Here is a 25101-nt window from a genome sequence, read left to right on the forward strand (position 1 = left end):
TGAATACAAAAAAGCCAGTAGCAATGCTACTGGCTTTTTTTGTTATCTTAAAATGAGTTACATACGTTTCACGGTTTTTCGTTCCACCAGCGTAGGCTCAAGCTGCACTACCTGCGGTTCGGTTTCTCCGCCATCTAACTTATTCAACAAGGCTTCAACTGCCGCTTTACCCAAACGGTATTTTGGCTGGTGCACCGTAGTCAGTGCCGGAGTCATAAACTTCGCGATATGGATATCATCGTAGCCGATAATCGAAAGGTCGTCCGGAATACGAATACCTCGCTCGTTCGCCGCGTGAATCACGCCCATCGCCATCATGTCGTTACAGACAAAAATCGCTTCGGGTAATGTTCCTTTGTCGCACATTTTATTAAACGACTCATAGCCACCTTCGCACTCAAAATCTGACTCGATGATCCAGTTAGGATTGAACTCAAGTCCTGCTTCATTCAATGCGCGTTTATAACCTTCGTAACGCATTTGCGCCTGATGCTTAACCAGCGGTCCGGTAATACAGCCAATGTGTTTATGTCCCGCATCCACCAAGTGCTTCGCTGCCATATAACCACCGCGCAGTGAGTTATCTTGAATCTTGTCACTGGTAAACAGCATCGGTCCCCAGTCCATCACCACAACGGGAATATCAGGGTACTTTTCAAACACATCGATACGTTCACCTTCCAACGAAGAACACATCAGAATCAAACCATCGACGCGCTTTTGCAGTAAGGTATTAATCGATTCACGCATGCGCTCATTGTCGCCTTCTGTGTTACACAAAATTAGGTTGTAACCTTTGTGATAACAGCTGCGCTCTACCCCTTTCACCACTTCGCCAAAAAACGGGTTGGTTGAGGTCGTGACCAGCATACCGATGGTTTTGGTGCGATTGATTTTAAGGCTGCGAGCTAACGCGGAAGGTGCATAATTAAGATCCTGAGCCGCCTTGTTGACTCGCTCAGAAATCTCTTCACTAACAAATCGCGACTTGTTGATTACATGGCTAACGGTCGAGGTCGATACCCCCGCCAGTCTCGCAATGTCTTTCATTGTTGCCATGCAATATCCTCTTTCAAACTGGCGGAAATACTAACTATACCTGCTCAGCAAGAAAGGCGTCGACTTCTTCCCGGCTAGGGATAGAGGTTTGCGCACCAAAACGCGTGACCGAGATTGCTGCCGCCGCATGAGCAAACTTAATGGCTGATTTTAGAGGCAATTGTTCCAATAAACCAGTGACCAATGCCCCATTAAAGGTATCGCCCGCCGCAGTAGTATCGGTCGCCTTAACTCTGAAACCAGCAATCAACTCACCTTGACCACCCATACTTAACCAAACACCTTTTGCGCCTAAAGTGATCAATACCGTATCGATGCCTTTACTATGTAAAGCATTCGCGGCTTTTTGTGCAGTCACATCATCCGTAACTTCGATTCCGGTTAACACTTCTGCTTCGGTTTCATTCGGAGTGATGATGTCGATACAAGATAGGAGTTCATCAGACAACGTTTTCGCTGGCGCAGGGTTGAGGATCACCGTGGTTTGCGCATGCTTCGCCACTTGCGCCGCCTTTTCGATGCCGCAAAGTGGTGTTTCAAGTTGCATCAACAGATAGTCAGCCTGACGAATGCGCTCAAGGTCCGGCTCAATCGCCTCTGCGGTCAACTTAGCGTTTGCTTCTGCTGAAATGCAGATACTGTTCTCACCACTGTCAGAAACTTGAATCATCGCGATACCTGTTGGGCAGTTGGGCTGCATTTTGACCGCACCGATATCGATGTTATCCATTTTGAAGTTTTCGCGAATATTGATGCCAAATGCATCATCACCAACACAAGCGATAAAGCCGGTATCTGCTTTTAGGCGCGCGGCTGCAACCGCTTGGTTCGCCCCTTTGCCACCTGGGATAACTTGGTAATTACGACCATGAAGCGTCTCGCCAGGGCGAGGGAAAGAAGGCACTTGAAGAACATGGTCAGCGTTAACACTACCTAAAACCACTAACTTATTCATACGGTTATCCTCGGTTCTCTAGAACCTTTATACAATTTCAACAGTTAATAAGTTTGTGCTCTCGTAAAAGCACAAGCTTATTGGCCCTCCCCCTCTAAACGACAGATAACAACGAGGGAGAGGACACAATTTAGCTCACACCGATGTTAAGGACGGCTTAGCGCCCTAACAGGTGTCAGTTATTTAGTCACCACTTTTAATGGTACTGGAATGTATTGCTCAACCGACTCGCCTTTTAGTACTTTGGCTGCGGTTTCAACGCCTAGTGCACCGATTAGGTCTGGTTGTTGCGCTACTGTCGCCGCTAGTTTGCCACGATTTACCGCTGCAATACCGTCGTCAGTGCCGTCGAAACCAACGATCATCACATCTTTACCTGACGCTTGTACCGCACGTAGAGCACCCAATGCCATTTCATCGTTCTGTGCGAATACCGCTTGAACATCTGGGTTTGCCGCGAGCAGGTTCTCCATTACGTTCAGACCTTTAGTACGGTCGAAGTCAGCAGGTTGGCTCGCAAGCAGTTCCATCTCGCTACCTTTTACTGAGTTCATAAAGCCTTCACCACGTTCACGCGCTGCAGAAGTACCCGCAATGCCTTCTAGCTGGATAACTTTCGCTTTCTCACCCACTTTTTCCATGATGAAACGACCCGCCATTTCACCACCAGCTACGTTGTCTGACGCGATGTGACTAACAACGTCACCACGGCTTGCGCCACGGTCCAGCGTAAGTACAGGGATGTTTGAACGGTTTGCCATGCGAATCGCGTTCGATACTGCATCGGAATCCGTTGGGTTGATCAGAATGGCTTTTACACCACGAACGGTTAAGTCTTCTACGTTAGAAAGCTCTTTGCTTGGGTCGTTTTGCGAATCCAGAACGATTAGGTCGTAACCCAGTTCTTTCGCTTTCGCTTCCGCACCGTCTTTCATTGTAACGAAGAACGGGTTGTTCAGCGTAGACAGTACGATAGCCATCGTGTCTTGCGCCTGTGCTGAAACGGAAACAGTTGACGAAAGAAGTGCAGCAGAGATAAGAGTTGCGAGTTTTTTCATTGTGTTAGTCCTTGTGTAGGGTGGCTCGAAGTCCTTTCCTCCGAGCCTGTTATGAATCACTTGTTTTTGTTGTCTACCAATACTGCCAGTAGGATAACGACCGCTTTCGCAATCATTTGGTAGTAAGAAGATACGTCGAGTAGGTTTAGAGCGTTGTTGAGGAAGCCAATGATCAGCGCACCAATCAGCGTGCCCATGATGCGCCCTTTACCACCCATTAAGCTGGTACCACCGAGTACCACTGCGGCAATCGCATCCAGCTCGTAACCCATACCTGCGGTTGGCTGCGCAGATGAAAGACGTGAGGTAATAATGATGCCTGCTAGAGCTGCAAGCAGACCACAGATGGCGTACACACCAATCTTCACACGGTCAACATTGATACCCGATAGGCGAGTCGCTGATTCGTTACCACCTAGCGCGTAAACGTAGCGGCCAAAACGCGTGTGGTTAAGCAGATACCAAGCAGCAGCAAACACCACCACCATGATCCAAACTGGAACAGGGATACCCAGCGCGTAGCCAGTGCCGAACCACGCAAAAGCGTCAGCAGTATCGGTAAAGCCTGTCGAGATTGGACGACCTTCGGTGTACACCATAGTCACACCACGTAGAAGCGTCATCGTGACTAGCGTTGCAATGAACGCCTGAACTTTACCTTTGGCGATAATAATGCCACTTATCGCACCTAGCGCTGCACCAGCTAGCAAAGCGGTCGGTACAGCAATCAGTACCGGAACTTCCATCGCAATCAAGCTCGCGGCAAAAGCACCACACAGCGCGAGTACGGAGCCGACACTCAAATCAATCCCAGCAGTTAAGATAACCAACGTCATACCTACCGCAATAATCGCATTCACAGAGGTTTGACGCAGAATGTTGAGAATGTTGTCGACGGTAAAGAAGTTCGGATTGAGGAAAGAGACCACAACAATCAAGAACAGTAATGCAATCAGCGATTTTTGTTCAATCAGCCATTCTTTGCTGAACAGCTTCTTGCTGCCAGTTTCATTTGGTTTGCTCATCGTGTTAGTACTCATGCTGCTTCCTCGTTAATATTTTTGCCAACGGCACAGGCCAGTAGTTTTTCCTGATCGGCATCTTTTGCATCAAATTCACCGCTGATACGACCTTCGTGCATCACCAGAATGCGGTCGCTCATGCCTAATACTTCAGGCATTTCGGAAGAGACGAGGATGATGCTCATCCCATCAGCTTTGAATTTATTAATTAGTTGGTAGATCTCTTTCTTGGCGCCAACGTCAACACCACGTGTTGGCTCGTCCAGAATGAGAACTTTAGGTTTGGTCATTAACCCTTTAGCGATCGCAACCTTCTGCTGGTTACCACCAGACAAGTTGCCAATAATTTGATCGCGGGTTGGCGTCTTGATGTTGAAGAGTTTGATAAAGTCTTCAACGGCAATCACTTCTTCGTTGTGTTGGATACGACCACCTTTGGTTAGCTTATCCAGCGCACACAGCGACATGTTTTCTTTTACCGACAGACCCAACACTAAACCGTCACCTTTACGGTCTTCTGAGATGTAAGCAATACCATTGGCCAAGCCGTCTTGCGGACTAACAGGATTAATGGTTTTGTGGTCTAGGTTGATCACGCCGCGCTCACTTGGTAACGCGCCATAAATCACTTTCATCAACTCGGTTCGCCCCGCGCCCATCAAGCCTGAAATACCCAGAATCTCACCGCGTTTGAGGGTAAAGCTGACGTCTTTCACACCCGACCCTGTCAGGCCAATCACCTCAAGACAAGTTTCGCCGTGACGCACGTCGATACGTGGGTATTGTTCGTCGAGTTTACGGCCGACCATCATTTCAATCAGGCCGTCTTCATCGGTATCAGAAACTTTGCATTCACCGATAAATTTGCCATCACGCAACACGGTAATGTCATCACAAATCTGGAAGATTTCTTTCAGGCGGTGCGAGATGTACACAATGCCGCAGCCTTGGTCGCGCAATTCGTTGATCACGCTAAACAGCGATTCAGTTTCGGTATCGGTCAACGCATCGGTCGGCTCATCCATAATGATGACTTTCGATTCAAACGATAGTGCTTTGGCGATTTCCACCATTTGCTGCTCGCCTAAACTCAAGTCGCCCAATAACGTCTTCGAGCTATGCTTGACGTTCAAGCGCGCCAGCAGTTTGTCGGCTTCAACGTACATTTTGTCCCACTGAATACGTCCCATCGCGCCGGTAAACTCTCGGCCGAGGAAAATGTTTTCCGCAATGGTTAGCTCTGGGATCAGGTTAAGCTCTTGGTGGATGATGCTGATACCCGCTTGCTGAGAATCTCGCGGGCCTTTAAATGCCGCTGGGCTGCCTTGGTAGTGAATCGAACCCGCATCTTTGCTGTAGATGCCAGTCAGCACTTTCATCAAGGTAGATTTACCAGCGCCATTCTCACCCATAAGCGCCATCACTCGACCTGGGTACACGTTAAGGCTGGCTTTGTCCAACGCCTTCACACCTGGGAATGCTTTCTCAATCTCGCTTAGTTGTAAGATGGCTTGAGTCATATTCAATCCTTAATTTGTATGGTTTAAAACACCACACCAGCTTGAAAAATCACATTCGCGTATGGGGTGCATTCACCAGTACGAACGACGGCTCGGCTCTGCTGAGAGCGAGATTTGAATTCTTCATGAGAGAGATAAGAAATGGCGATGGTTTTGCCTGTTTTCTCTTGCTCACTAGCAAGTTCTGCCAACAGTGCCTCATGCAGCTGTGGACTGACGGAAGCAAACTCTTCAGCCATGATCACGCCTTCAACTTGAGATTCACTCAGCCAAACACGCACGGTTTGCAAAAAGCTTGGCACTCCATGAGTCAGTGCAAGATCTATGCGCTGCACCGATGGAGGGATGGGTAATCCTGCGTCACAAATAGTGACTTCATCGGTGTGTCCTAGCGTGGCAACTAAGTAAGAAAGTTCAGAGTTAATCAGGGTACTTTTTTTCATCTCATCGACCTATGTCATTCACGTTTAGACAAACAAGAGCTTTCAATATCTGCCATTTTCGTATTGACAGAAAACCCATCGAAACGTTTCGATGAAATCTTAATAGCTATCTGTAATTTTGCGAGAAGGGACGAGTAATTGTGTGAAATGGATCTTTTAAGTAACCAAAAACCGCTTCAAAAAGTGATTTTATTCACTAATTTGATGTTTAAAGATCGCGAGAAATTGTCAATTTTACCTGCAGCAAACACACCAATTGATAAAATTTAGGTATAGTGTCGCCAATTAGGTTCAGGAACAAAGCATGAAAAAAATTGCATTTATGTTGTTTGCGCTAGTGACTTTAAGCGCGTGTGAAGAAGAAGTTGGCACTCAATCTTGGTGTGATGAAATGGACAGTACGCCAAAGACAGAATGGAATGCACAAGGTGCGGTGGATTACGCCAAACATTGTGTTTTGCTTGATGCCGTTGGCAGCCAAGCTTGGTGTGAACAGTTAGAGAACAAACCGAAAGCAGATTGGTCAACTAATGACGCGACCAGCTACGCTAAATACTGCATTCTTTAGTCGTAAACCAATGCTTATAAACTAGAAAAAGCTGCCAATTGGCAGCTTTTTTATTACCTTAGCTAAGCAGTTAAGCTCTTTCTTCAAGTGAAATATTGTTGTTTGCCCACAGTAGCGCTTGCAAACGGTTCTTGGCGTTAATCTTTTTAAAGATATTGTGCAAGTGTGTTTTTACCGTGTTTTCACTTACGTATAGCTTATCAGCGATCTGCAAGTTTGAAGCACCATGGCCAAGCAGACGCATGATCTCTTTCTCTCGTTTAGTCAGATTGGCGTACGCTTGAGAAGTCGTCACCGTATTTGCACAGCGGAAGTACTCGATGTAGTCCTGCGCCACTTTACGTGACAACCACATCTCACCATCCATAATTTTTGCCATTCCTCTCAACAGAAGGTCGATATCATCATCGACATAGAAAACGCCCGCTAAGTTATGCCATCGGAATAGTCGATTTGAAGCGACATCCTTTGGGCAGTTAATTACGATCTCCTTTGCCGGTTGCTCGTAATTCGCGCGCGCTTGGCTATATTGGCTTAGTTTTTCATCATCAAGATATTGAAAGTCGAATAGTACAACGTCGCCGAGACTATGTTCATTATTAGATTCACTGAGCTGCTCTAGAGTTAAAAGATCAACTTTGAGCTGTAGCCCCCTTTCCAGTGAATCCTTAAATAGGTTCGACTGCATATTCACATCCGATAAAAGGGTGATTCGATAGGTATTTTCCATAATCGTCAATCTCCAGCTCGGTTACTCGGTCTCCCTAGACTATCTAACTTTTATTATTATCTAGTCAATATCACTCGTACTCAAACTGGTGAAAAATCAGCGAAAAACACTTATTATTCAAATGATTATTAAATAGTTCTTAAGTTTGAGAAAAGGTAATATTAAAGTTTAGTCCTATATATAACTATCAATAGCGCGTTCCGAAGCATCAATATCACAAATAAACTAATGGCGCTGATGAAAGATAACGCTCCGCCACCGCTGCGGCTAAAGATAGTGCTTACGGTATCTGGATCGGCGCCTCCAGGGTCGTTGTTAATCAGTACACGTACACCATTGCGTACTTCAACGTATGCTTTAGGTTCGACCTCCCCATTCAGTACTTTGGTTATCCATGCCTGATAGTCGTACACATCGGTGTAGATCGAGCTCACACTGTAATTTGGGTCACCACACGACGCCGGACCGAAACTGGTAATGCCGACCTGCACATATTGCATACCATCAAAATAATAGATTGGCCCCCCTGAATCACCGGTACAGGTTGAGTTCTGTAAACCATTGATGGTCTCGCCACCAAAGCAAAGCTGTTTACTGGTAATTTTAGTGCCGATTTCAAACCGACATTGTGCGATCGGCACGTAATCCATCTCCGTTTCCAGTAGCTCAGTGCCTCCTCGAACATCATCTTCTATGTAACCATGACCTACGGCTCGAAATTCGGAGTTGGGCGGATAACTGTTGTTGAGCGAGCTATTGAGAAGAGACCTTAAGTTACCAGTAGAGAGCGCACTTTCCAGCTTGATGATAGCAATATCGTCTGGCCATAACTCAACGGAAGAATTGATGAACGTATCTGGGTAGTAGAATTCGGCTGCGCGAGCCTGTTCATTTGAGAGGAATTGGCTTTCGTCTTGCAACTGCGGTGCAACCACGGTGTACAACATCATATCATCGTCACCATAGACACAGTGGGCTGCGGTCAACACATATTGACTGTTAATCATCGTAGCGCCACAGAAACTGCGCGTGCTGTAGACTTTATTGTTGCGGTAAAACAAGCTGGCAAACGATGGATAATCACTAACCGTCGCTGTATTACCGTTTACAATATAAGGCTTCACTTCCACTGCGCTGACCGAAGCGCAAGAGAGCAGTGCCAAAAAGAAGCTCAACCGCCAAAGCATAGATCTTCTCCCTCTTTTGTATGACTTAAAATATAGTCGAGTCCTTAAAGAAGAGAGAAGTTATTGTGCGGTTTGTTAACTGTGAAGCTTACGCCTGAAGCCAAGAAGAGCCAATACCAACATCGATAGCGCACCCAAAGAGCCACCGCCGCCACCGGAACTGCTTTGGCTAGAGCTATCATCTTCTGTACTCGTGATTGAGAGAGTAGCAGCGCCACCACTGGCTAAAAACTCCGCGCGTTGCTGATCGTTGACCACGACTTTAGGTAACTCGGTACCCGCTAGTACAGATTGAATCCAGTTTTCATGTCTCGATACTTCCGTAAATATCGAGTTTGGTGTGATATCTGGGTCCCCACAGGTTAAGGGCCCAAAACTGGTGATGCCAACCTGCTTACCCTGCCAATATAGAGGCCCACCAGAATCCCCCTGACAAGCGGCGTTGTCGTAAACGCTAGTGTCTGCACCTGTCATACATAAGTTTTCAGATGTATCAGTGGTATAAATCGCGCAATCCGCATTCGACACATAGCTGAGTTCAGTTTTTTGAATCACATTACTATCGTCTTGATTTGTTTGCGTATTGCCGTGCCCCACCGCATAGAAAACCTCCGAGGGCGTGACACGATAACTTGACTCATCAGTGTTAACCGCTAGATCCGCAAAACCATATGTTCCAGTCAGCGGAGAAGCGAGTTTCAAAATGGCAATATCATGAAAAAGCGTCGTATTGTTGTAGTCATCTGGATAGTAATACTCATTCACCATCACACGCTCAGTAATCGAGCGAGGAAAGTCTGTCTCATTTTGCAGTTGAGGCACCACGGACATAAATAACTGAAGCTCTCTGTCACCGTAAACACAGTGCGCAGCGGTCAAGACGTATTGGTTCGAAAGGAGTGTGGCACCACAGAAAGGGCCAATGCCGTAATAGCCACTATAGTCGATACTGTCATAAAACAGGCTAGCAAATGAAGGATATTCCGTTGCAACCGTAATATCTGTTCCATTGACAATATAAGGTGTTACCTCTACCGCTGCATTTACACCGGAGGTGGTGACTAAACCCAAGGCTAGTACGAACTGTCTCATTTTATAGCCTCTTAGCTACTACTTTAATACTAGTTCTGACTATAACTACAAAAAAACCTCTCAGTCGAGAGGTTTTATAAATATTAATGATAAAATTGTGAATTACATTAACCGCGGTAATAACGCTGAGGTACGAAAGGCATTTTCTCAACGGTCATTGGAAGCTTCTTACCACGTACATCGGCAAACAACTCTGTACCGATAGCCGCTAGGTCAGCTCGTACATAAGCCATTGATACTGGTTTGCCCGCGTTAGGACCCGCTGTACCACTGGTTACTACGCCAACTTTATTGTCTTCTGCGTCAAACAGTTCAGTGCCTTCACGAACTGGAGCTTTAGTTTGACCAACCAAACCCACGCGCTTGCGCGTTACGTCTTTAGATTCGATCTGGTTAAGGATGATATCTGCACCTGGGAAACCACCTTCGCGCTCGCCACCAATACGACGAACTTTTTGAATACCCCAAAGTAGGCTTGCCTCAACAGGTGTCGTGGTCGTATCTAAATCGTGGCCATACAGACATAAACCACACTCCAAACGTAGTGAGTCACGCGCACCAAGACCGATCCACTCTACTTCCACTTCGTCAGTGAGTTTACGTGCTAGTTCTTCAGCATGAGAGCTTGGTACTGAAATTTCATAACCATCTTCGCCAGTATAGCCACTACGGCTTACGATGCATTCCACGCCAAGGATGTCTAACGTTTTCACATCCATAAACACCATATCAGCAACTTCAGCATTAAAGCGCTTCAATACCTCAACCGCTTTAGGACCTTGCAGTGCAAGCAGTGCGCGATCTTCAATCACTTCTAGCTCAACGCCTTCAGGTAGGTGCGTTTTAAGATGGTTGATATCTTGTTCTTTACACGCCGCATTCACCACTACAAACAGATGTTCACCCAGATTTGCGACCATTAGGTCATCCATGATGCCGCCTTGCTCGTTAGTAAAGAAAGCATAGCGTTGGTTGCCTTGCGGCAAATCGATGATGTCTACAGGAACCAATGACTCAAGGAATGCGGCTGCATCTGCGCCGTGAAGACGTAGCTGCCCCATATGAGATACATCAAACAAACCCGCCGCATCGCGCGTGTGTAAGTGCTCTTTCTTTACGCCAAGCTTGTATTGCACTGGCATATCGTAGCCTGCGAAAGGAACCATTTTCGCACCCGCTTCAATGTGCAAAGCATGAAGTGGCGTTTTTAGTAGATCTTGAGTCATTGTTGTCTCCATTTAATCAGGTTCGTTTTCCATTCGAGGAAACCTTGTTTCCAATAATAAACACGAGTGGAGAAGTTTTGCACCATTAACAAGTTGGGAACAGTTCAAAATGTGACATTTAACATTAAATTCACATCGAAAGTGCAGAAGAGAAAGCGCCACCTTAGGCATTAATTGCTCAAGGTGGCGCTATTGTACTCATCTAAAACACAAAAGCAAACGTTTGCTTTCACTATAGGAAATTTCTATTTAAGTCTGATTATTTCGCGGTAACCCACAAAATGAGCGCATCTTCTTCGCTGGTCGACACCAACATATGCCCCATATTGGCATCGTAATAAACACTGTCACCTTCATGCAGTTCTACCGGTTCATAGAACTCTGAAAAGAAGCGGACAGAGCCGGACAAAATCAACAGAAACTCTTCGCCATCATGGCGTACCCAATCGCTATACGCTTCAAACTCACGCGCATGGATTCGGCTCTTAAATGGCATCATCTTTTTGTTCGACAGTTGAGTGGCCAGTAGCTCATGTTCGTAAGTGGGTGTTGGGTGTGGTTTTCCTTGTCCTGACAAGGTGATATCTCGACGACCTGTTGCCGCTTTTTTCCTTGGTGGTTCAAATAGTTGCGGCATATCGATTTGCAAGCCAACGGCCAATTTTTGCATCGCTTGAAAGGTTGGCGAAATCTGCTCGTTTTCTATCTTACTCAGTGTGGAGCGCGCAAGCCCAGTGCGCTGGCTGGCTTCTTCCAGAGTAATGCCTAACTTGCTACGAATATCCTTGATGCGTTGGCCTAGTTTCAAAGGCTCTATATTTTGCTCTGTCGACTCTTTCGCTAGAGTCAGTGACGGGTACTCGTCATAGATGTCTTCAGACATGCTTCCCTCTTATAATACTGCTACTTCCTGTTCCATTTTCATTGTGCACGAAGCGGATCATAGAAAAAAGTATCGAACAATAAATAAACCGTGCTCTCGGTAACAAAATTAGAAACCATGTTTCCAATAGGAAATTTTTGGTTGATTGTTGTTGTAACAACGGCTATGTTACCAACTTGTTAGTTGAAGAGATGCTGTTTCCGAATTTTTGAGTTGATGCTTTTAACAATTAAATTCGGCTTTACCCCGTCGTTTTGGGGCATGGAATTCACGTTGTTTTCTCCTTAAAGAAAACAATTACAAGTAAGGACTGACAAGAGCTGTACCCCTACAAAAAACACTCTTGTTAGCACGATAGGAAGGTCTTCTACCATGAACAACACTTATCAGAATCACAGCCTGGAGAATTTTTTCTCTACTAACCTTTCTGCGACAGATGACTCAGTATTTGCCGGCATTCAGGCAGAGTTCACACGTCAAAACGAACAAATTGAGCTTATCGCTTCAGAGAACATTGTGTCTAAAGCGGTAATGCAAGCACAAGGCACATGCCTAACTAATAAATACGCAGAAGGTTACCCTGGTCGTCGTTACTACGGTGGTTGTGAACACGTTGATACAGTAGAGGCAATTGCTATTGAACGTGCGAAGAAACTTTTTCAATGTGAATACGCAAACGTTCAACCTCACTCTGGCGCTCAAGCAAACGGCGCGGTGAAACTGGCACTTCTTCAACCAGGCGACACTATTTTAGGTATGTCTCTAGACGCTGGCGGCCACTTAACACACGGCGCACGCCCTGCTCTATCAGGTAAATGGTTTAACGCGGTTCAATACGGCGTTGATCGCGAAACGCTAGAGATCAACTACGAAGACGTTCGCGCTCTTGCCCTAGAGCACAAACCAAAAATGATCATCGCAGGTGGTAGCGCGATTCCTCGCACGATTGACTTCGCTAAGTTCCGCGAAATCGCAGATGAAGTAGATGCAATCCTAATGGTTGATATGGCGCACATCGCAGGTCTTATCGCGACAGGTGCTCACCCTAGCCCGCTACCACACGCACACGTTGTAACCACCACAACGCACAAAACACTGCGCGGTCCTCGTGGTGGTATGATCCTGACTAACCACGAAGACATCATTAAGAAAATCAACTCAGCGGTATTCCCTGGCCTTCAAGGCGGCCCGCTAATGCATGTAATTGCAGCAAAAGCCGTTGCATTTGGTGAGGCTCTTGGCCCTGAGTTCAAAACTTATATCGATTCGGTGATCAATAACGCAAAAGTATTAGCCGAAGTATTGCAAACTCGCGGTTGCGACATTGTGACTGGCGGAACTGATACTCACCTGATGCTGGTTGACCTTCGTCCTAAAGGTTTGAAAGGTAACAAAGCAGAAGAGGCGCTTGAGCGTGCAGGGATCACATGTAACAAAAATGGCATCCCGTTCGATTCAGAGAAGCCTATGATTACATCGGGTATCCGTTTGGGTACACCGGCTGGCACAAGCCGCGGCTTTGGCGCAGAAGAATTCAAGCTCATCGGTAATTGGATTGGCGATGTACTGGATGGGTTGGTAGAAAACCCTGAAGGTAACGCAGAAGTAGAACAACGTGTTCGCAAAGAAGTGAAAACGCTGTGTAATCGCTTCCCTCTTTACCAATAAACAATTTAATCAAAGTTATTTTTTGGAGATTAAGCAATGGACAACACACTGAAGTTTGCAGATAGCCACGAGTGGGTACGTGACAATGGTGATGGCACAGTAACTATCGGTATTTCTGAGCATGCGCAAGAAATGCTGGGTGACGTAGTATTCGTTGACCTACCGGAAGTGGAAGACGAAATTGAAGCAGGCGATAGCTTCTCTCTTGTTGAGTCTGTAAAAGCAGCTTCAGATATCTACGCGCCGATCAGCGGTGAAATCGTAGAAATCAATGAAGAGTTGGAAGATAGCCCAGAGCTAATCAACGAAGAACCATACGAAGGCGGCTGGATTGTTAAAGTTAAGATGTCTGACCCATCTGAACTAGACAACCTAAAAGACGCAGAAGAATACCTAAACTCAATTGAAGACGAGTAATTAGGAAGATTAGGAAAGCTGCCCCCGTTTCGGAAGGCAGCTTTTTTTCAATGTTCGGAAGTATAATTAACCTTATCAGTAACGATTCGATTCCGTTACCCGAACGATGGAGTAGGTAAAGGACAATGACTGAATTACTTCAAAGCCTCAGCACACAAAATGAGTTCGTTGCTCGCCACAACGGCCCAAACAAATCTGACCAACAAAAAATGTTGGATGCGATCAATGTTGCTAACCTTGACGCACTTATCGAAGAAACGGTTCCAGCGCAAATTCGCCTAGAAAAACCACTAGCGCTTGCAGAAGCGAAAAGCGAAGCAGACATGCTGGTTGCAATGCGCCAGTTCGCTGACCAAAACCAAATCAAACGCACATTCATCGGCCAGGGATACTACAACACCTTCACACCAAACGTGATTCTACGTAACGTGCTAGAAAACCCAGGTTGGTACACAGCGTACACCCCTTACCAGCCAGAGATCTCTCAAGGTCGTCTGGAAGCACTTCTTAACTACCAACAAATGGTCATGGACCTAACTGGTATGGAAATCGCGAACGCTTCTCTACTAGACGAAGCAACAGCAGCCGCTGAAGCGATGACACTATGTAAGCGTGCTGGTAAGAGCAAGAGTAACGTATTCTTTGTGGCTGACGATGTTCATCCACAAACACTAGAAGTCGTGAAAACGCGCGCAAAATTCATTGGCTTTGACGTACAAGTTGGCTCATTAGAATCACTGCCAGAACAAGACGTATTTGGTGCCCTCGTGCAATACCCAGGTACCACTGGCGAAGTTCGCGATCTAACCGACATCATTGCTAAAGCACAGGCAAACAAAACGCTAGTGACGGTTGCGACTGACCTACTTGCTTCTACTCTGCTGAAACCTGCAGGTGAAATGGGTGCAGATGTGGTTATCGGTTCTGCTCAGCGTTTCGGCGTACCAATGGGTTACGGCGGTCCACACGCAGCATTCATGGCAACGCGTGATAAGCATAAGCGTACTATGCCAGGTCGTGTAATCGGTGTGTCTATCGATGTAAACGGCAACCAAGCGCTTCGCATGGCAATGCAAACACGTGAGCAGCACATCCGTCGTGAGAAAGCGACATCAAACATCTGTACTGCGCAAGCACTACTGGCGAACATGGCGTCTTTCTACGCGGTATTCCACGGCGCAGAAGGTCTACGCACTATCGCTCGTCGCACTCACCACATGACTGCGATTCTAGCGGCTGGCCTGACTAAGTCTGGTTACGAGCTAGCACACAACAGCTTCTTCGATACCATCACTATCAACACAGAAGGTAAAACTGAAGAGCTTTACGCGAAAGCACAAGCTGCAGACATCAACCTACGTAAGCTAGACGGCAAGCTAGGTATCAGCTTCGACGAAACTACCACAACGGGTGATATCGAAGCGCTATTCACTGTGTTCGGCGTACAGCAAGACGTGAACGCGCTGTCTTCAGAGATTGCAAGCAACGAGTTCGCTGCTATTCCTGAAGCGCTACGTCGTACTTCTGAGTTCCTAACTCACCCAGTATTCAATACGCACCACAGCGAAACGCAAATGATGCGTTACCTGAAACAGCTTGAGAACAAAGACTTCTCACTGACTCACGGTATGATCCCGCTAGGCAGTTGTACAATGAAACTGAACGCAGCGGCAGAGATGATTCCTATCACTTGGCCTGAGTTTGGTTCTATCCACCCATTCGCTCCTCTAGAGCAAGCGGCTGGTTACTCTGCGCTAGCAAAAGATCTAAAAGAGAAGCTATGTGAAATCACTGGCTACGACGAATTCTCTCTACAGCCAAACTCTGGCGCATCTGGCGAGTACGCAGGTCTTATTGCGATTCAACGCTACCACGAAAGCCGTGGCGAAGGTCACCGTAACGTATGTTTGATTCCAAGCTCTGCGCACGGCACCAACCCTGCAACGGCATCAATGGTGTCAATGAAAGTGGTTGTGGTTAAATGTGATGAAGATGGCAACATCGACATGACTGACCTAGCAGCGAAAATTGAGAAGCACAAAGACAACCTATCAAGCATCATGATCACTTACCCTTCTACGCACGGTGTATACGAAGAGCAAGTGAAAGAAGTGTGCGAAATGGTTCATGCTGCGGGCGGTCAGGTTTACCTAGACGGCGCGAACATGAACGCTCAGGTAGCTCTAACGTCCCCTGGCTTCATTGGTTCTGACGTTTCTCACCTGAACTTGCACAAAACTTTCTGTATCCCACACGGTGGTGGCGGTCCAGGTATGGGTCCTATCGGTGTTAAATCTCACCTAGCGCCTTTCCTACCGGGTCACATAGAAAATGGTGTAGAAGGCGAAGATTTCGCGGTTTCTGCAGCGGATATGGGTAGCGCGTCAATCCTACCTATCTCTTGGGCATACATCGCAATGATGGGTGAAACTGGTCTACAAGAAGCGACAAAAGTAGCGATTCTTAACGCCAACTACGTGATGGAGCGTCTACGTCCGCACTACCCAATTCTTTACCGTGGTAAAAATGGCCGCGTTGCGCACGAATGTATCGTTGATATCCGTCCGCTGAAAGAAGAAACAGGCATCAGCGAAGAAGACATCGCGAAACGTCTGATGGACTACGGTTTCCATGCGCCAACGATGTCATTCCCAGTTGCTGGCACGCTAATGGTTGAGCCAACTGAATCAGAAGATTTGGATGAGCTAGATCGCTTCTGTGACGCGATGATCGCTATCCGTGAAGAGATGGCGAAAGTGAAGAACGGTGAATGGCCGCTAGAGAACAACCCTCTAGTAAACGCACCACACACTCAAGTTGATCTTGCAGCAGCAGAGTGGGATCGCCCTTACTCACGCGAATTAGGTTGTTTCCCATCGAAAGCAACCAAGTCTTGGAAATACTGGCCAACAGTAAACCGCGTAGATAACGTTTACGGCGACCGTAACCTAATCTGCTCGTGCCCAAGCATCGAAAACTACGAAGATTAATCTTCGCAGAGCATATAAATAACAAAAAAGCGAACCAAGTGGTTCGCTTTTTATTTGGGAGGGGGGGTATAACCAAATACCTTGTATAATGCCTATAAAATACGGTTTTATATCCTTACTTTTCTATCAGATCTTCTTGATAAGAATCTAATGACTTATACCCATAATACTTCCATAGATTCGAGTCTGACAGTTTAAAGTTACTAACTAACTCCCTCATCCATTGCTTTCTAGTCTCTATTACAAGTTCTGCTAACACCTTCAATAATTTACTCATATCACTCTCCTTAACGTCATGAGCAAATTATATGGTTACAGTATGCGACGCATTAATGTTTCGCGTCCAAAGAGTAGTACTATTCGTTCGTATTCTGTTAATGTCACTGTTAATTGAACTTTCCCAATACTTGGGGGACAGCTTATGAAAAGTACGTTAGAAAGAGTTCCTCAACGTATAGGAGCATCATGGCGTTATCTAAAAATTACTGAAGATACAAAGAATTATGGTTGGCACAGACACGATGAGTATGAGATCGCTATTCATCGTCACTTTAATGGCACTTGTTTTATCGGCCACCATCAAAGTGATATCAAACATAACCATATGGTTCTGATTGGACCTGGGCTACCACATGCCATTTATTCTAACCAAGAGGACGATTTTGACTGCTGCGAAACTCACGTAATTTGGTTTCGAAAGGAGTGGATAGAATCACAAATAAACAATTGCCATGAACTATTTCCATTTAAAAACCTGTTATTTGACGCTTCTCAAGGAATACAGTTCTCTCCCAAAACAGCGGAGTCAGTCGTACAATTATTATCAGATGTTCTAGACGCTCCTCCCACGAAGCAGATCGCTATTTTATTTTTAATAATTTCACTTCTTATTGAAGATAAAGATTCAGCTAAATTAACCAATCTAATGACTCCTTCATCGGAGATTACACCTAGTTCTATAAATGAAAAAATAATAAAAACAGACATTTATTTAAGCCAAAACTTTGATAAAGATATTTCATTAAAGCAGCTAGCAGATCACTTATATATGAGCGAGAGTAGTGTTCGCAGAATGTTTAAAAGGCATTACACCGAAAGCTTTAGTCAGCATCTGAAGAAGATAAGGTTGAATGTGGCCTGTGACCTTTTGATGACCACAAATTTACCAGTAAGCTTAATAATTGAAAAAGTAGGCTTTGACAACCAAGCAAATTTCAACCGCCAATTTAAAGCATATAAAAGAGTTACGCCAAAAGTATATCGTGAATCGACACAACGTACTTAGTTATGTTCGAAAGCCAAATACATATACACCAGCGATGTTCCTATGACCTGTATCAAGATTGATCGGGGAATAACTATGCTGTAAAAATGGGAATCGGCAAAGAAAAACTAAATACCCACTTATCAATAACCTAATCGAAAATAACAAGCACATAGCGTTTATCTCATCACTTTTGACTAATAACACTTAGTAGTTATTAACCTTTCTCCATTAGGCGTACAGTCTAGTCGTCGACTAACCTTATAACTTACGCTGTTCTTAATAAGCTGTAGGAGCAGTTTTTTGTAAGACTAAATACTTAGTAAGTAGATGTTTAAGCATGAGTATTCTGGGCATGCTCTATTCAATGTTCTGAACCCTCATGTGGAACATGAGAGGCAATTCAAATGAATAGCTTAGATAAATCAAAAATAGACAGCTTCAAAAACCAATTCCAAGGTGATGTCCTTTCACCTGATGACCCTTCCTATGACGATGTTCGCCAAATCTGGAACGCCATGATCGACCGAAAGCCCGGCCTTATTGCTCGCTGTAAGTTAGCAGACGACGTCGTCACCGCCGTCAACTTTGCACGCGATAATAGCTTGTTGGTTTCTGTACGCGGAGGCGGTCACAATATCGCTGGGAACGCCGTCTGTGACGGGGGCATCATGATCGATCTATCCTTGTTAAACCAAGTCCATGTAGATGCCGACAAACAAATAGCTTTAGTTGACCCCGGTTGTACATTAGGAGATGTCGACGCTGCTACCCAAAAGTTCGGCCTAGCGACGCCCGTCGGTATCAACTCCACGACGGGGATCGCTGGCTTAACACTTGGCGGCGGTTTTGGCTGGTTGAGTAGAAAGTACGGTATGACTATCGACAATCTTCTATCGGTCAATATCGTCACGGCTGATGGCCGCCAACTGCGCGCCAGTGAATCAGAAAACACTGATTTGTTTTGGGGAGTACGTGGCGGCGGCGGTAACTTTGGTATCGTAACGCAATTCGAGTTTCAACTTCATCCTGTTGGTCCAAAAGTGCTAAGTGGCCTAATGGTATTCCCATACGATCAAGCCAAATCAATCATCAAACAATTTGCGACGTTTACCCAAAATGCGCCTGACGAGCTCAGTGTTTGGATGGTGTCGCGTAAAGCGCCTCCTCTTCCATTCCTTGCGGAAGAAGTCCATGGCAAAGAAATCGTTGCGTTTGCAATTTGCTATGTCGGTAATCCAGAAGACGGTGAAAAGCTAATCGCACCATTGCGAAACTTTGGCACCGCGTATGGTGAGCACATCGGAGTTCAACCTTTTGTAGAGTGGCAGCAAGCTTTTGATCCACTTCTTACCCCCGGCGCTCGTAACTACTGGAAGTCACACAACTTTAATCACTTAAGCGATGAGGTGATCGACGCTGCCATCGAATACGCTGGAAAGCTCCCTTCCCCACACTGCGAAATATTTATCGCATCACTGGGTTGTGCGACTAGTCGCCCCGCTCCAGAATCGATGGCATACTCGAGCAGAGACGCGAACTATGTACTTAATGTTCACGGCCGTTGGGAGACCAAAGAAGAAGATGAATGTTGCATTGAATGGGCAAGAGAGTTCTTCGCAAAGACCAAACCGTTTGCGAGTGGCGGTGCTTATATCAACTTCTTGACCGAAGATGAAGCGGATCGTACCGAATCAGCCTACGGGCCAACGTATTCTCGCCTGCAGCAACTGAAGAACAAATATGACCCAACCAACTTGTTCCGAATGAATCAGAACATTAAACCATTTTAGACACTATCGAGGGCATCAAGCAGATGCCCTTCTTTCATCCATAGCGCAAATCTCATCTCAGCAAAAATGGTATACTTGCTCCACTCTCACTTTAGAACCTCACAACTATGTCTCGAAGCCAACGACTCTTTGATCTTCTTCAGTTATTTCGATGCCATAAGTACCCTGTTTCGGCAGAGCATTTGGCGGATACACTGAATGTCAGCGTTCGTACTATCTATCGAGATATCGCAACCTTGCGGGCTCAAGGCGCAGATATTCAAGGTGAGGCGGGAGTCGGATATATATTAAAACCAACATTCACTCTGCCTCCGCTGATGTTTTCCACCTCGGAGTTAGAAGCGTTATTGTTAGGCGCGAGTTGGATAGCCAAACAAGGTGACAACGAATTTGAAAACGCGGCTAAGAATGCGATAGCGAAAATATCAGCGGTGTTACCTACTGACCACAAAGCAAAGTTCAGCGAAGATGTAATTAGAGTGGCTTCAGTTCAGGGAGAAGTGGTTAAAAACGGACGACTCACCGAAATCAGACATGCTATCAAGCAACAAAAAAGAGCTAAAATTCAATATCTAGATTTGAAAAATAACCGCAGCGAGCGAGTGATATGGCCACTTTTAGTCGGCTTGTTTCAACAACATCGCGTATTGGTTGCTTGGTGCGAAAACAAAGACGCGTTCCGCCATTTCAGGCTTGACCGAATAGAGCAATGGCATAGCTGTGAAAACAGTTACTCTGTTAACCGAAGGTTCTTAATCAAACAATGGCAGCAAGAACAGGGCGTTAGTGATAAGGACATACGCTACTGACAAAAACTGACAGTGCCCTCCGTTACATTGGCAATGAACCATAACCAATTACTAAGGAGTGTCTATGTTAGCGTTTGAGTCTGTTGTGTTTTACGTTGAAGATATTGAGGCGAGCAAAAGCTTTTATGCCAAGGTTTTCGATGCTAAAAGTAACGTGCTGTCGCCAACTTTTATATTTATTCCATTACTTTCCAATCTTAGCCTTGGTTTAAAGCAGCTTGACCAAGCAGTACCACCAGCGAATAAGAGTGGCGGCGGAACTGAACTATCTTTAATCGTTGAAAACGAAATCGAACTGGATGAACTCTATCAAGAGTGGAAAAGCAAAGAAGTACGCTTTTCTCAGCAACCAACAGAGCTGGTTTTCGGTAAAACATTTGTAGCTCTAGACCCAGACGAGCACCGAATTCGAGTGTTTGCGCCTAAATCTGAATAAGTAATGTATGTTCTAGCGTTTACTACTAGAACAAGCTGGAGATTGGGTGAACTTAAACACTCACCCAATATTCACTGAACAACCACCAATGATCATACCGCCACAAGAGACTGCGTCGCCCACTCTAGCAGCAGGTAGGCCATCAATTTTCACTGAGCTCGATCCTTCTTTGATTGCACGTGGATGCATCGGATTTTTCGGCTTATCGTGTGGGGCAAGTGGATCACCTTTTCTTGCCACAGGTTTTCCGTCAATTTTTACGGTTGGAGAACCTGCAATGATCGGCGTTGGTGGAAAACCATCGTGATCCGACCCAATATCTCCGAGTAACGCACCTTTAGGCATAGTTCGCTCCTTAATAACAATTATCGAGTTAGAGTTTTACAACATCATCGATGTTTTGCATTGTGTACTTTTCTTTGTCATACCAAACTTGATTGACTTTATCCCAAGGGATAGGTTCTATCTTTAGCCTTTCTTTTTTCGCTGAGTAGTAAGAAGAAGAAGTATCTTTAGACCAACTTCCAGAACTTGGTACGGCTTTAGTAGGCTCAAACTCCCCAACATACGTGTAAATCTGGCACCCTTTTAACCATAACTTTGTCTTACCGTTAGGTAATAGACCAAAGACAAAATCAGTCTGATAACAGTTCTGTCCTTTAAACCTCCAACTTGGATGAGGGTACGCCTTTATCATTGCAGACTTGATCTGAGGAGTAACTTTAACCACAGTCGCATAACTCGTATGTGTAAAGTCCGAGTTCCAATATATATATAACTCATCTGGTAATGTTTTTTTTCCAGTACCCACTTGATTAGGGATGAAATTTGATGGCCCTAGAGGTATTCCATAACCTTCGTAGCTCTTGTCGTTTAAGCTATGTCTAATTTTATTTATATCTCTTCGACTTTCACTAAGAACCAACTGACCGTATGGCAACATCATACTAGTCCAGTTTTCAGCTTCACTAATACCGTAGGCTTGCGATACTCCTGATACATACGTCCAAGGTATAGCAACCCCTATCCTCCAAGGTCGAAAGTTATCATCCTCTGGGTTAATTTGCTGAGCGCATGAAATAGTGCTGACCAATGCCAATAGAATTAATACAGCTCTATAACTCCTTTTCACACTCGTGCTCCTTACGTTTGTAATGGTCGTCAACTATGTTAGATGCGTTACCTTTAAAAAGACCATAGTTAAGATCTTCATCCGATGAATGGTGAACTAGCCCCAAATTCATAAAGTTATACCTTTGAGCATCTGACCCCAATAATAATTTTATCTTTTCCTTATCCCCATTTTTGGCAAGCTCCAGTACTTGCTTACATAACTTTCCAAAAAGAAAGTCATTTCCTGACTTAGGATCTTTAAGCTTATCTTGTACAGGATAGTTAAGATGCGCATCAAATGTACTCGACGTACAGTCCCACACTAGTCTACCACTTTCCATATCACTTAAGGGAACACCAGAAAACTCAGCCAAACCATACATCACACGTAGATAGAGACGCGATAAGTCTCCTTCCGTGTAGGCCCGATAAATAAGCTCCATACTCGCTGACTCTTTGTCTCTGCCTGATCGAGTTATCTTTGGCTCGGTTACAAGATAGTTGTTTTCATTCCAGCCATGGGCCAATTCTTGTTGTTTCACCACGTCCAACTTTTGCTTCAATACATCGATACGTCGTTGCTTGCCAAAAGTTGGTAGGTCTCTATCCCACACCTTCCTAATTCGCTGATTTTCCAATAGTGGTAACCAATAGTCATTTTGTGGATATGCAACTCTAGAATGATACCCACCGCCTAAATCTGAATGTGCTCCAGGCAATACTAACTCATCAAAATGCGACGCTCTATTAAGCTTATTTAAGGTAAAATTAACTCGATACTCGGTATTCTCATGCGCAACCAAGTGAACTGCTTTTCGTACTCTTTTGGGATCCAACCATAGTCGTACTGGATCATTGTCATCATTATGTAATGACACATCGAATGCCAGTGGATTCATTATTGCCGCGACCGTGTCAAACACACCAACAAATGATACTTCGCAATTCTTATTATCGCTCCAGTCGAAATTTCTTGTAAAAGCTATATTCCTGTAATTGCTCGACTCAATGAACCGTTCAGCAAATAGGCTCTTTTCCCCATCTAATACAACGTTTACAAAATGCCTAGCTGCGGCTGCACCACGGCTAAAGCCAAAAACATCAAACTCCAATTTACTAAATCCATCAATAGGCAACTGCTCTTCTATCGAGAGGATTATGTCATCCAATTCTTTACATACCTGAGCTATACCCGTTTCAACTTTCGCTACCACACCATATTTGCCTAACCCAAAAGCTTGGCCAGGTATTTCATCTTCGTCCGCAGGTGCGATATCAGTACTATTACCCGTACCTATGCCTGTGACATATTGAGCATGATGGAACACCGATTTTGAATCATCAAATGTATTTGTCGCGTATAAATCATAGAGTTTTTGAATATTGGTCAGTTCGTTTGCAGCACTTCCAGTCACATCGCCAAAATCAAAGCATGAGTCGATGAGTTCGGTGGCAGGCACTTCGTTAACCGCTTCACCCCTAGATTCTAAAATGCTTTTCGATGCTTGGTACGACGCTTTCCAAGAATTGTATCGTGCTTCAAGTTGTTGTTTACCCCACTTGGCACTGTAGGTGTTATTGGCGGTACCATCAAAAAACATCCCTAAACGAAGCGTTATATATCGACACCCTTGAATCGTGACAAGATGGCTGTTATCTGTAACCAGTTTGGCCGCACCTAATTGTTGTGCTTGATGGCGTTTAGGTAAGTCCTTCCCTTCTTCTGCAGTAATGAAATCGCCTAGAGTTAGATCATGGCGAGTTCTTTCCTTGGATTCGTGGCCCAGCGGGTTATCTGTTAGCCATAGATCCACCGGACAGTCACTGCCTTCAAACGGTGTTCTCTTTTCTGTTTCTTCAAGCCAAGATGTCACCTCCAGCTTCAACTCAACTCTTCCTGGCGCTAAATCGGTCAGAAGGATTGGAGCTTCGCCAACGGTAACTGGATATTCAGCTCCACTTCCGTCAATCAAAGTACCTGAGATGTCTGGGAACGCTTGATTATGCTCATCACGAACAACAATCTCTATCCAATGGGTATATTTTTCACAGACAATACAATGCGAATCGACACCGAGCGCCCTCATACATACTCCTTCATAAAGTTCTTAAGCCTCTGTTCCTCTTCAGAAGACAGTAACAACGCCCGTGCCGCATCTTCTGTTATTCCTTGTCCTTGATGAACTATCAGAGCCAAGGCTCTAAACTGAGCCTCATCGCCACCAAATCCTTGCTCTTTGCTGTCGATAAGAGTCGCTGTAATTGCGTCTAAGGGAGAGTCGACAACGTTCATGACATCTGGCAGTTTTTCCCAAAATCTGCGCTCTAAGTTCTTAGCCAATACATCGACGTTTTCAGGCTCGGTAAGATGCGATTCCTTGATCACCCACCAAGCCGACGTTGAGATTTTAAAATCGGGATTTGGAAGCGACGAATAGCTCAAAGCCTTATCGTTATTAAAGTGCGTCCAGCTAGAAGTGTTTCCCATAAAAGTATTGCGCTCCGCAGTGCCCATACGCTCAAACATTGGGAAGATAACTTTGGGATCATAGAAGCGGAACAATACTTCTTCTCCAAATAGCCCGGCAGTTAACAGGCTACGCAAGTGGGCGAGAACATCCTCTAGCCCTGAATTTGAAGTAATACAAATCCCGCAAGTTAGAATCGAATCATCGATATCAAGCAGCGACTCAGGAGCCACAATCCAAGGAGAAAGTGACATCACTTGCGCGTACATGTCACCTGTAAACAAAGGGGTTGCGTTGTTTAGAGAGGGAATGCCATTAATTGCATCTTGGTACGAATTAGCCGTCGCTAACCAATACACTGGTTCAGATTGCTCTGCGATCCACGCTTTCATGCTCATGC

23 protein-coding genes are annotated in these 25101 nt (G+C 45.3%); 8 read left to right on the forward strand and 15 right to left on the reverse strand.

What is annotated here, in order from left to right; genetic code table 11:
• Positions 1-57: 57 nt before the first annotated feature.
• The 6 genes from AKJ31_RS10845 to rbsD all read right to left on the reverse strand — a co-directional run bounded on the left by AKJ31_RS10845 (position 58) and on the right by rbsD (position 6057).
• Positions 58-1059 carry a substrate-binding domain-containing protein gene (locus tag AKJ31_RS10845; protein WP_053409117.1) on the reverse strand — a complete coding sequence of 334 codons (1002 nt, stop codon included), beginning with the start codon at positions 1057-1059 and terminating at the stop codon, positions 58-60.
• Between the two features lie 34 nt (positions 1060-1093).
• Entirely contained in the window at positions 1094-2014 is a 921-nt protein-coding gene (rbsK, locus tag AKJ31_RS10850; RefSeq protein WP_053409118.1) for a ribokinase, read from the reverse strand.
• A gap of 179 nt (positions 2015-2193) precedes the next feature.
• Entirely contained in the window at positions 2194-3072 is an 879-nt protein-coding gene (gene rbsB, locus AKJ31_RS10855; protein WP_053409119.1) for a ribose ABC transporter substrate-binding protein RbsB, read from the reverse strand.
• 56 nt (positions 3073-3128) lie between these two features.
• On the reverse strand, positions 3129-4112 hold the full coding sequence (gene rbsC / locus AKJ31_RS10860; RefSeq protein ID WP_053409120.1) for a ribose ABC transporter permease: 984 nt from the start codon (positions 4110-4112) through the stop codon (positions 3129-3131).
• Positions 4109-5614 carry a ribose ABC transporter ATP-binding protein RbsA gene (rbsA, locus tag AKJ31_RS10865; RefSeq protein WP_053409121.1) on the reverse strand — a complete coding sequence of 502 codons (1506 nt, stop codon included), beginning with the start codon at positions 5612-5614 and terminating at the stop codon, positions 4109-4111. Before rbsA ends, rbsC begins: the two co-directional genes overlap by 4 nt.
• A gap of 23 nt (positions 5615-5637) precedes the next feature.
• Positions 5638-6057, reverse strand: a complete 420-nt coding sequence (rbsD, locus tag AKJ31_RS10870) for a D-ribose pyranase (RefSeq protein WP_053409122.1) — start codon at positions 6055-6057, stop codon at positions 5638-5640.
• A 304-nt stretch (positions 6058-6361) separates the two neighbouring features.
• Between rbsD and AKJ31_RS10875 the strand changes: the two genes are divergently transcribed.
• The gene (locus tag AKJ31_RS10875; RefSeq protein ID WP_053409123.1) at positions 6362-6625 is read left to right on the forward strand and encodes a DUF3012 domain-containing protein; all 264 of its coding nucleotides are present in this window, start codon (positions 6362-6364) and stop codon (positions 6623-6625) included.
• A 70-nt stretch (positions 6626-6695) separates the two neighbouring features.
• On the opposite strand, the gene AKJ31_RS10880 is transcribed toward AKJ31_RS10875, so the two are convergent.
• The 5 genes from AKJ31_RS10880 to AKJ31_RS10900 all read right to left on the reverse strand — a co-directional run bounded on the left by AKJ31_RS10880 (position 6696) and on the right by AKJ31_RS10900 (position 11743).
• Positions 6696-7355 carry a LuxR C-terminal-related transcriptional regulator gene (locus AKJ31_RS10880; RefSeq protein WP_053409124.1) on the reverse strand — a complete coding sequence of 220 codons (660 nt, stop codon included), beginning with the start codon at positions 7353-7355 and terminating at the stop codon, positions 6696-6698.
• 161 nt (positions 7356-7516) lie between these two features.
• Positions 7517-8542 carry a S1 family peptidase gene (locus AKJ31_RS10885; RefSeq protein WP_053409125.1) on the reverse strand — a complete coding sequence of 342 codons (1026 nt, stop codon included), beginning with the start codon at positions 8540-8542 and terminating at the stop codon, positions 7517-7519.
• A 75-nt stretch (positions 8543-8617) separates the two neighbouring features.
• Complete coding sequence (locus tag AKJ31_RS10890; protein WP_053409126.1) at positions 8618-9634, reverse strand: S1 family peptidase; 1017 nt, start codon at positions 9632-9634, stop codon at positions 8618-8620.
• A 107-nt stretch (positions 9635-9741) separates the two neighbouring features.
• Positions 9742-10860 (reverse strand): glycine cleavage system aminomethyltransferase GcvT, encoded by a 1119-nt coding sequence (gene gcvT / locus AKJ31_RS10895; RefSeq protein ID WP_053409127.1) that lies wholly within the window; start codon positions 10858-10860, stop codon positions 9742-9744.
• 259 nt (positions 10861-11119) lie between these two features.
• Complete coding sequence (locus AKJ31_RS10900) at positions 11120-11743, reverse strand: helix-turn-helix domain-containing protein (RefSeq protein ID WP_053409128.1); 624 nt, start codon at positions 11741-11743, stop codon at positions 11120-11122.
• A gap of 372 nt (positions 11744-12115) precedes the next feature.
• Between AKJ31_RS10900 and AKJ31_RS10905 the strand changes: the two genes are divergently transcribed.
• The 7 genes from AKJ31_RS10905 (at position 12116) to AKJ31_RS10935 (ending at position 21120) form a co-directional block, all read left to right on the forward strand.
• Positions 12116-13411, forward strand: coding sequence for a serine hydroxymethyltransferase (locus tag AKJ31_RS10905; protein ID WP_053409129.1), 1296 nt, complete (start codon positions 12116-12118; stop codon positions 13409-13411).
• A gap of 36 nt (positions 13412-13447) precedes the next feature.
• Positions 13448-13828, forward strand: a complete 381-nt coding sequence (gene gcvH / locus AKJ31_RS10910; protein ID WP_053409130.1) for a glycine cleavage system protein GcvH — start codon at positions 13448-13450, stop codon at positions 13826-13828.
• Positions 13829-13953: 125 nt separating this feature from the next.
• The gene (gene gcvP / locus AKJ31_RS10915) at positions 13954-16818 is read left to right on the forward strand and encodes an aminomethyl-transferring glycine dehydrogenase (RefSeq protein WP_053409131.1); all 2865 of its coding nucleotides are present in this window, start codon (positions 13954-13956) and stop codon (positions 16816-16818) included.
• A gap of 421 nt (positions 16819-17239) precedes the next feature.
• On the forward strand, positions 17240-18103 hold the full coding sequence (locus tag AKJ31_RS10920) for an AraC family transcriptional regulator (protein ID WP_053409132.1): 864 nt from the start codon (positions 17240-17242) through the stop codon (positions 18101-18103).
• 386 nt (positions 18104-18489) lie between these two features.
• On the forward strand, positions 18490-19875 hold the full coding sequence (locus tag AKJ31_RS10925; protein ID WP_053409133.1) for an FAD-binding oxidoreductase: 1386 nt from the start codon (positions 18490-18492) through the stop codon (positions 19873-19875).
• Positions 19876-19982: 107 nt separating this feature from the next.
• Positions 19983-20684: a helix-turn-helix transcriptional regulator gene (locus tag AKJ31_RS10930; protein WP_053409134.1), complete on the forward strand. Its 702-nt coding sequence runs from the start codon at positions 19983-19985 to the stop codon at positions 20682-20684.
• A gap of 64 nt (positions 20685-20748) precedes the next feature.
• Positions 20749-21120 (forward strand): VOC family protein, encoded by a 372-nt coding sequence (locus AKJ31_RS10935; protein ID WP_053409135.1) that lies wholly within the window; start codon positions 20749-20751, stop codon positions 21118-21120.
• Positions 21121-21180: 60 nt separating this feature from the next.
• Here the strand turns inward: AKJ31_RS10935 and AKJ31_RS10940 are convergent, their stop codons facing one another.
• The 4 genes from AKJ31_RS10940 to AKJ31_RS10955 are packed head-to-tail and all read right to left on the reverse strand — an operon-like array spanning position 21181 to position 25093.
• Entirely contained in the window at positions 21181-21465 is a 285-nt protein-coding gene (locus tag AKJ31_RS10940) for a type VI secretion system PAAR protein (RefSeq protein WP_053409136.1), read from the reverse strand.
• Positions 21466-21493: 28 nt separating this feature from the next.
• Positions 21494-22252, reverse strand: a complete 759-nt coding sequence (locus AKJ31_RS10945) for a DUF2931 family protein (protein WP_053409137.1) — start codon at positions 22250-22252, stop codon at positions 21494-21496.
• A complete protein-coding gene (locus tag AKJ31_RS10950; protein ID WP_053409138.1) occupies positions 22236-24320 on the reverse strand; it encodes a T6SS phospholipase effector Tle1-like catalytic domain-containing protein in 2085 nt (694 codons plus the stop codon). Before AKJ31_RS10950 ends, AKJ31_RS10945 begins: the two co-directional genes overlap by 17 nt.
• Positions 24317-25093 (reverse strand): DUF4123 domain-containing protein, encoded by a 777-nt coding sequence (locus AKJ31_RS10955; protein ID WP_169780629.1) that lies wholly within the window; start codon positions 25091-25093, stop codon positions 24317-24319. Before AKJ31_RS10955 ends, AKJ31_RS10950 begins: the two co-directional genes overlap by 4 nt.
• Between the last annotated feature and the right edge of the window lie 8 nt (positions 25094-25101).

The sequence above is a fragment of the Vibrio hepatarius genome (genome assembly GCF_001274785.1).
GTDB lineage: Bacteria > Pseudomonadota > Gammaproteobacteria > Enterobacterales > Vibrionaceae > Vibrio > Vibrio hepatarius.

Bases quoted from the DNA above. Each gene is read 5' to 3' on its own strand.
- AKJ31_RS10845 (WP_053409117.1), bottom strand. From the start codon at position 1,059: ATGGCAACAATGAAAGACATTGCGAGACTGGCGGGGGTATCGACCTCG.
- rbsK (WP_053409118.1), bottom strand. From the start codon at position 2,014: ATGAATAAGTTAGTGGTTTTAGGTAGTGTTAACGCTGACCATGTTCTT.
- rbsB (WP_053409119.1), bottom strand. From the start codon at position 3,072: ATGAAAAAACTCGCAACTCTTATCTCTGCTGCACTTCTTTCGTCAACT.
- rbsC (WP_053409120.1), bottom strand. From the start codon at position 4,112: ATGAGTACTAACACGATGAGCAAACCAAATGAAACTGGCAGCAAGAAG.
- rbsA (WP_053409121.1), bottom strand. From the start codon at position 5,614: ATGACTCAAGCCATCTTACAACTAAGCGAGATTGAGAAAGCATTCCCA.
- rbsD (WP_053409122.1), bottom strand. From the start codon at position 6,057: ATGAAAAAAAGTACCCTGATTAACTCTGAACTTTCTTACTTAGTTGCC.
- AKJ31_RS10875 (WP_053409123.1), top strand. From the start codon at position 6,362: ATGAAAAAAATTGCATTTATGTTGTTTGCGCTAGTGACTTTAAGCGCG.
- AKJ31_RS10880 (WP_053409124.1), bottom strand. From the start codon at position 7,355: ATGGAAAATACCTATCGAATCACCCTTTTATCGGATGTGAATATGCAG.
- AKJ31_RS10885 (WP_053409125.1), bottom strand. From the start codon at position 8,542: ATGCTTTGGCGGTTGAGCTTCTTTTTGGCACTGCTCTCTTGCGCTTCG.
- AKJ31_RS10890 (WP_053409126.1), bottom strand. From the start codon at position 9,634: ATGAGACAGTTCGTACTAGCCTTGGGTTTAGTCACCACCTCCGGTGTA.
- gcvT (WP_053409127.1), bottom strand. From the start codon at position 10,860: ATGACTCAAGATCTACTAAAAACGCCACTTCATGCTTTGCACATTGAA.
- AKJ31_RS10900 (WP_053409128.1), bottom strand. From the start codon at position 11,743: ATGTCTGAAGACATCTATGACGAGTACCCGTCACTGACTCTAGCGAAA.
- AKJ31_RS10905 (WP_053409129.1), top strand. From the start codon at position 12,116: ATGAACAACACTTATCAGAATCACAGCCTGGAGAATTTTTTCTCTACT.
- gcvH (WP_053409130.1), top strand. From the start codon at position 13,448: ATGGACAACACACTGAAGTTTGCAGATAGCCACGAGTGGGTACGTGAC.
- gcvP (WP_053409131.1), top strand. From the start codon at position 13,954: ATGACTGAATTACTTCAAAGCCTCAGCACACAAAATGAGTTCGTTGCT.
- AKJ31_RS10920 (WP_053409132.1), top strand. From the start codon at position 17,240: ATGAAAAGTACGTTAGAAAGAGTTCCTCAACGTATAGGAGCATCATGG.
- AKJ31_RS10925 (WP_053409133.1), top strand. From the start codon at position 18,490: ATGAATAGCTTAGATAAATCAAAAATAGACAGCTTCAAAAACCAATTC.
- AKJ31_RS10930 (WP_053409134.1), top strand. From the start codon at position 19,983: ATGTCTCGAAGCCAACGACTCTTTGATCTTCTTCAGTTATTTCGATGC.
- AKJ31_RS10935 (WP_053409135.1), top strand. From the start codon at position 20,749: ATGTTAGCGTTTGAGTCTGTTGTGTTTTACGTTGAAGATATTGAGGCG.
- AKJ31_RS10940 (WP_053409136.1), bottom strand. From the start codon at position 21,465: ATGCCTAAAGGTGCGTTACTCGGAGATATTGGGTCGGATCACGATGGT.
- AKJ31_RS10950 (WP_053409138.1), bottom strand. From the start codon at position 24,320: ATGAGGGCGCTCGGTGTCGATTCGCATTGTATTGTCTGTGAAAAATAT.
- AKJ31_RS10955 (WP_169780629.1), bottom strand. From the start codon at position 25,093: ATGAAAGCGTGGATCGCAGAGCAATCTGAACCAGTGTATTGGTTAGCG.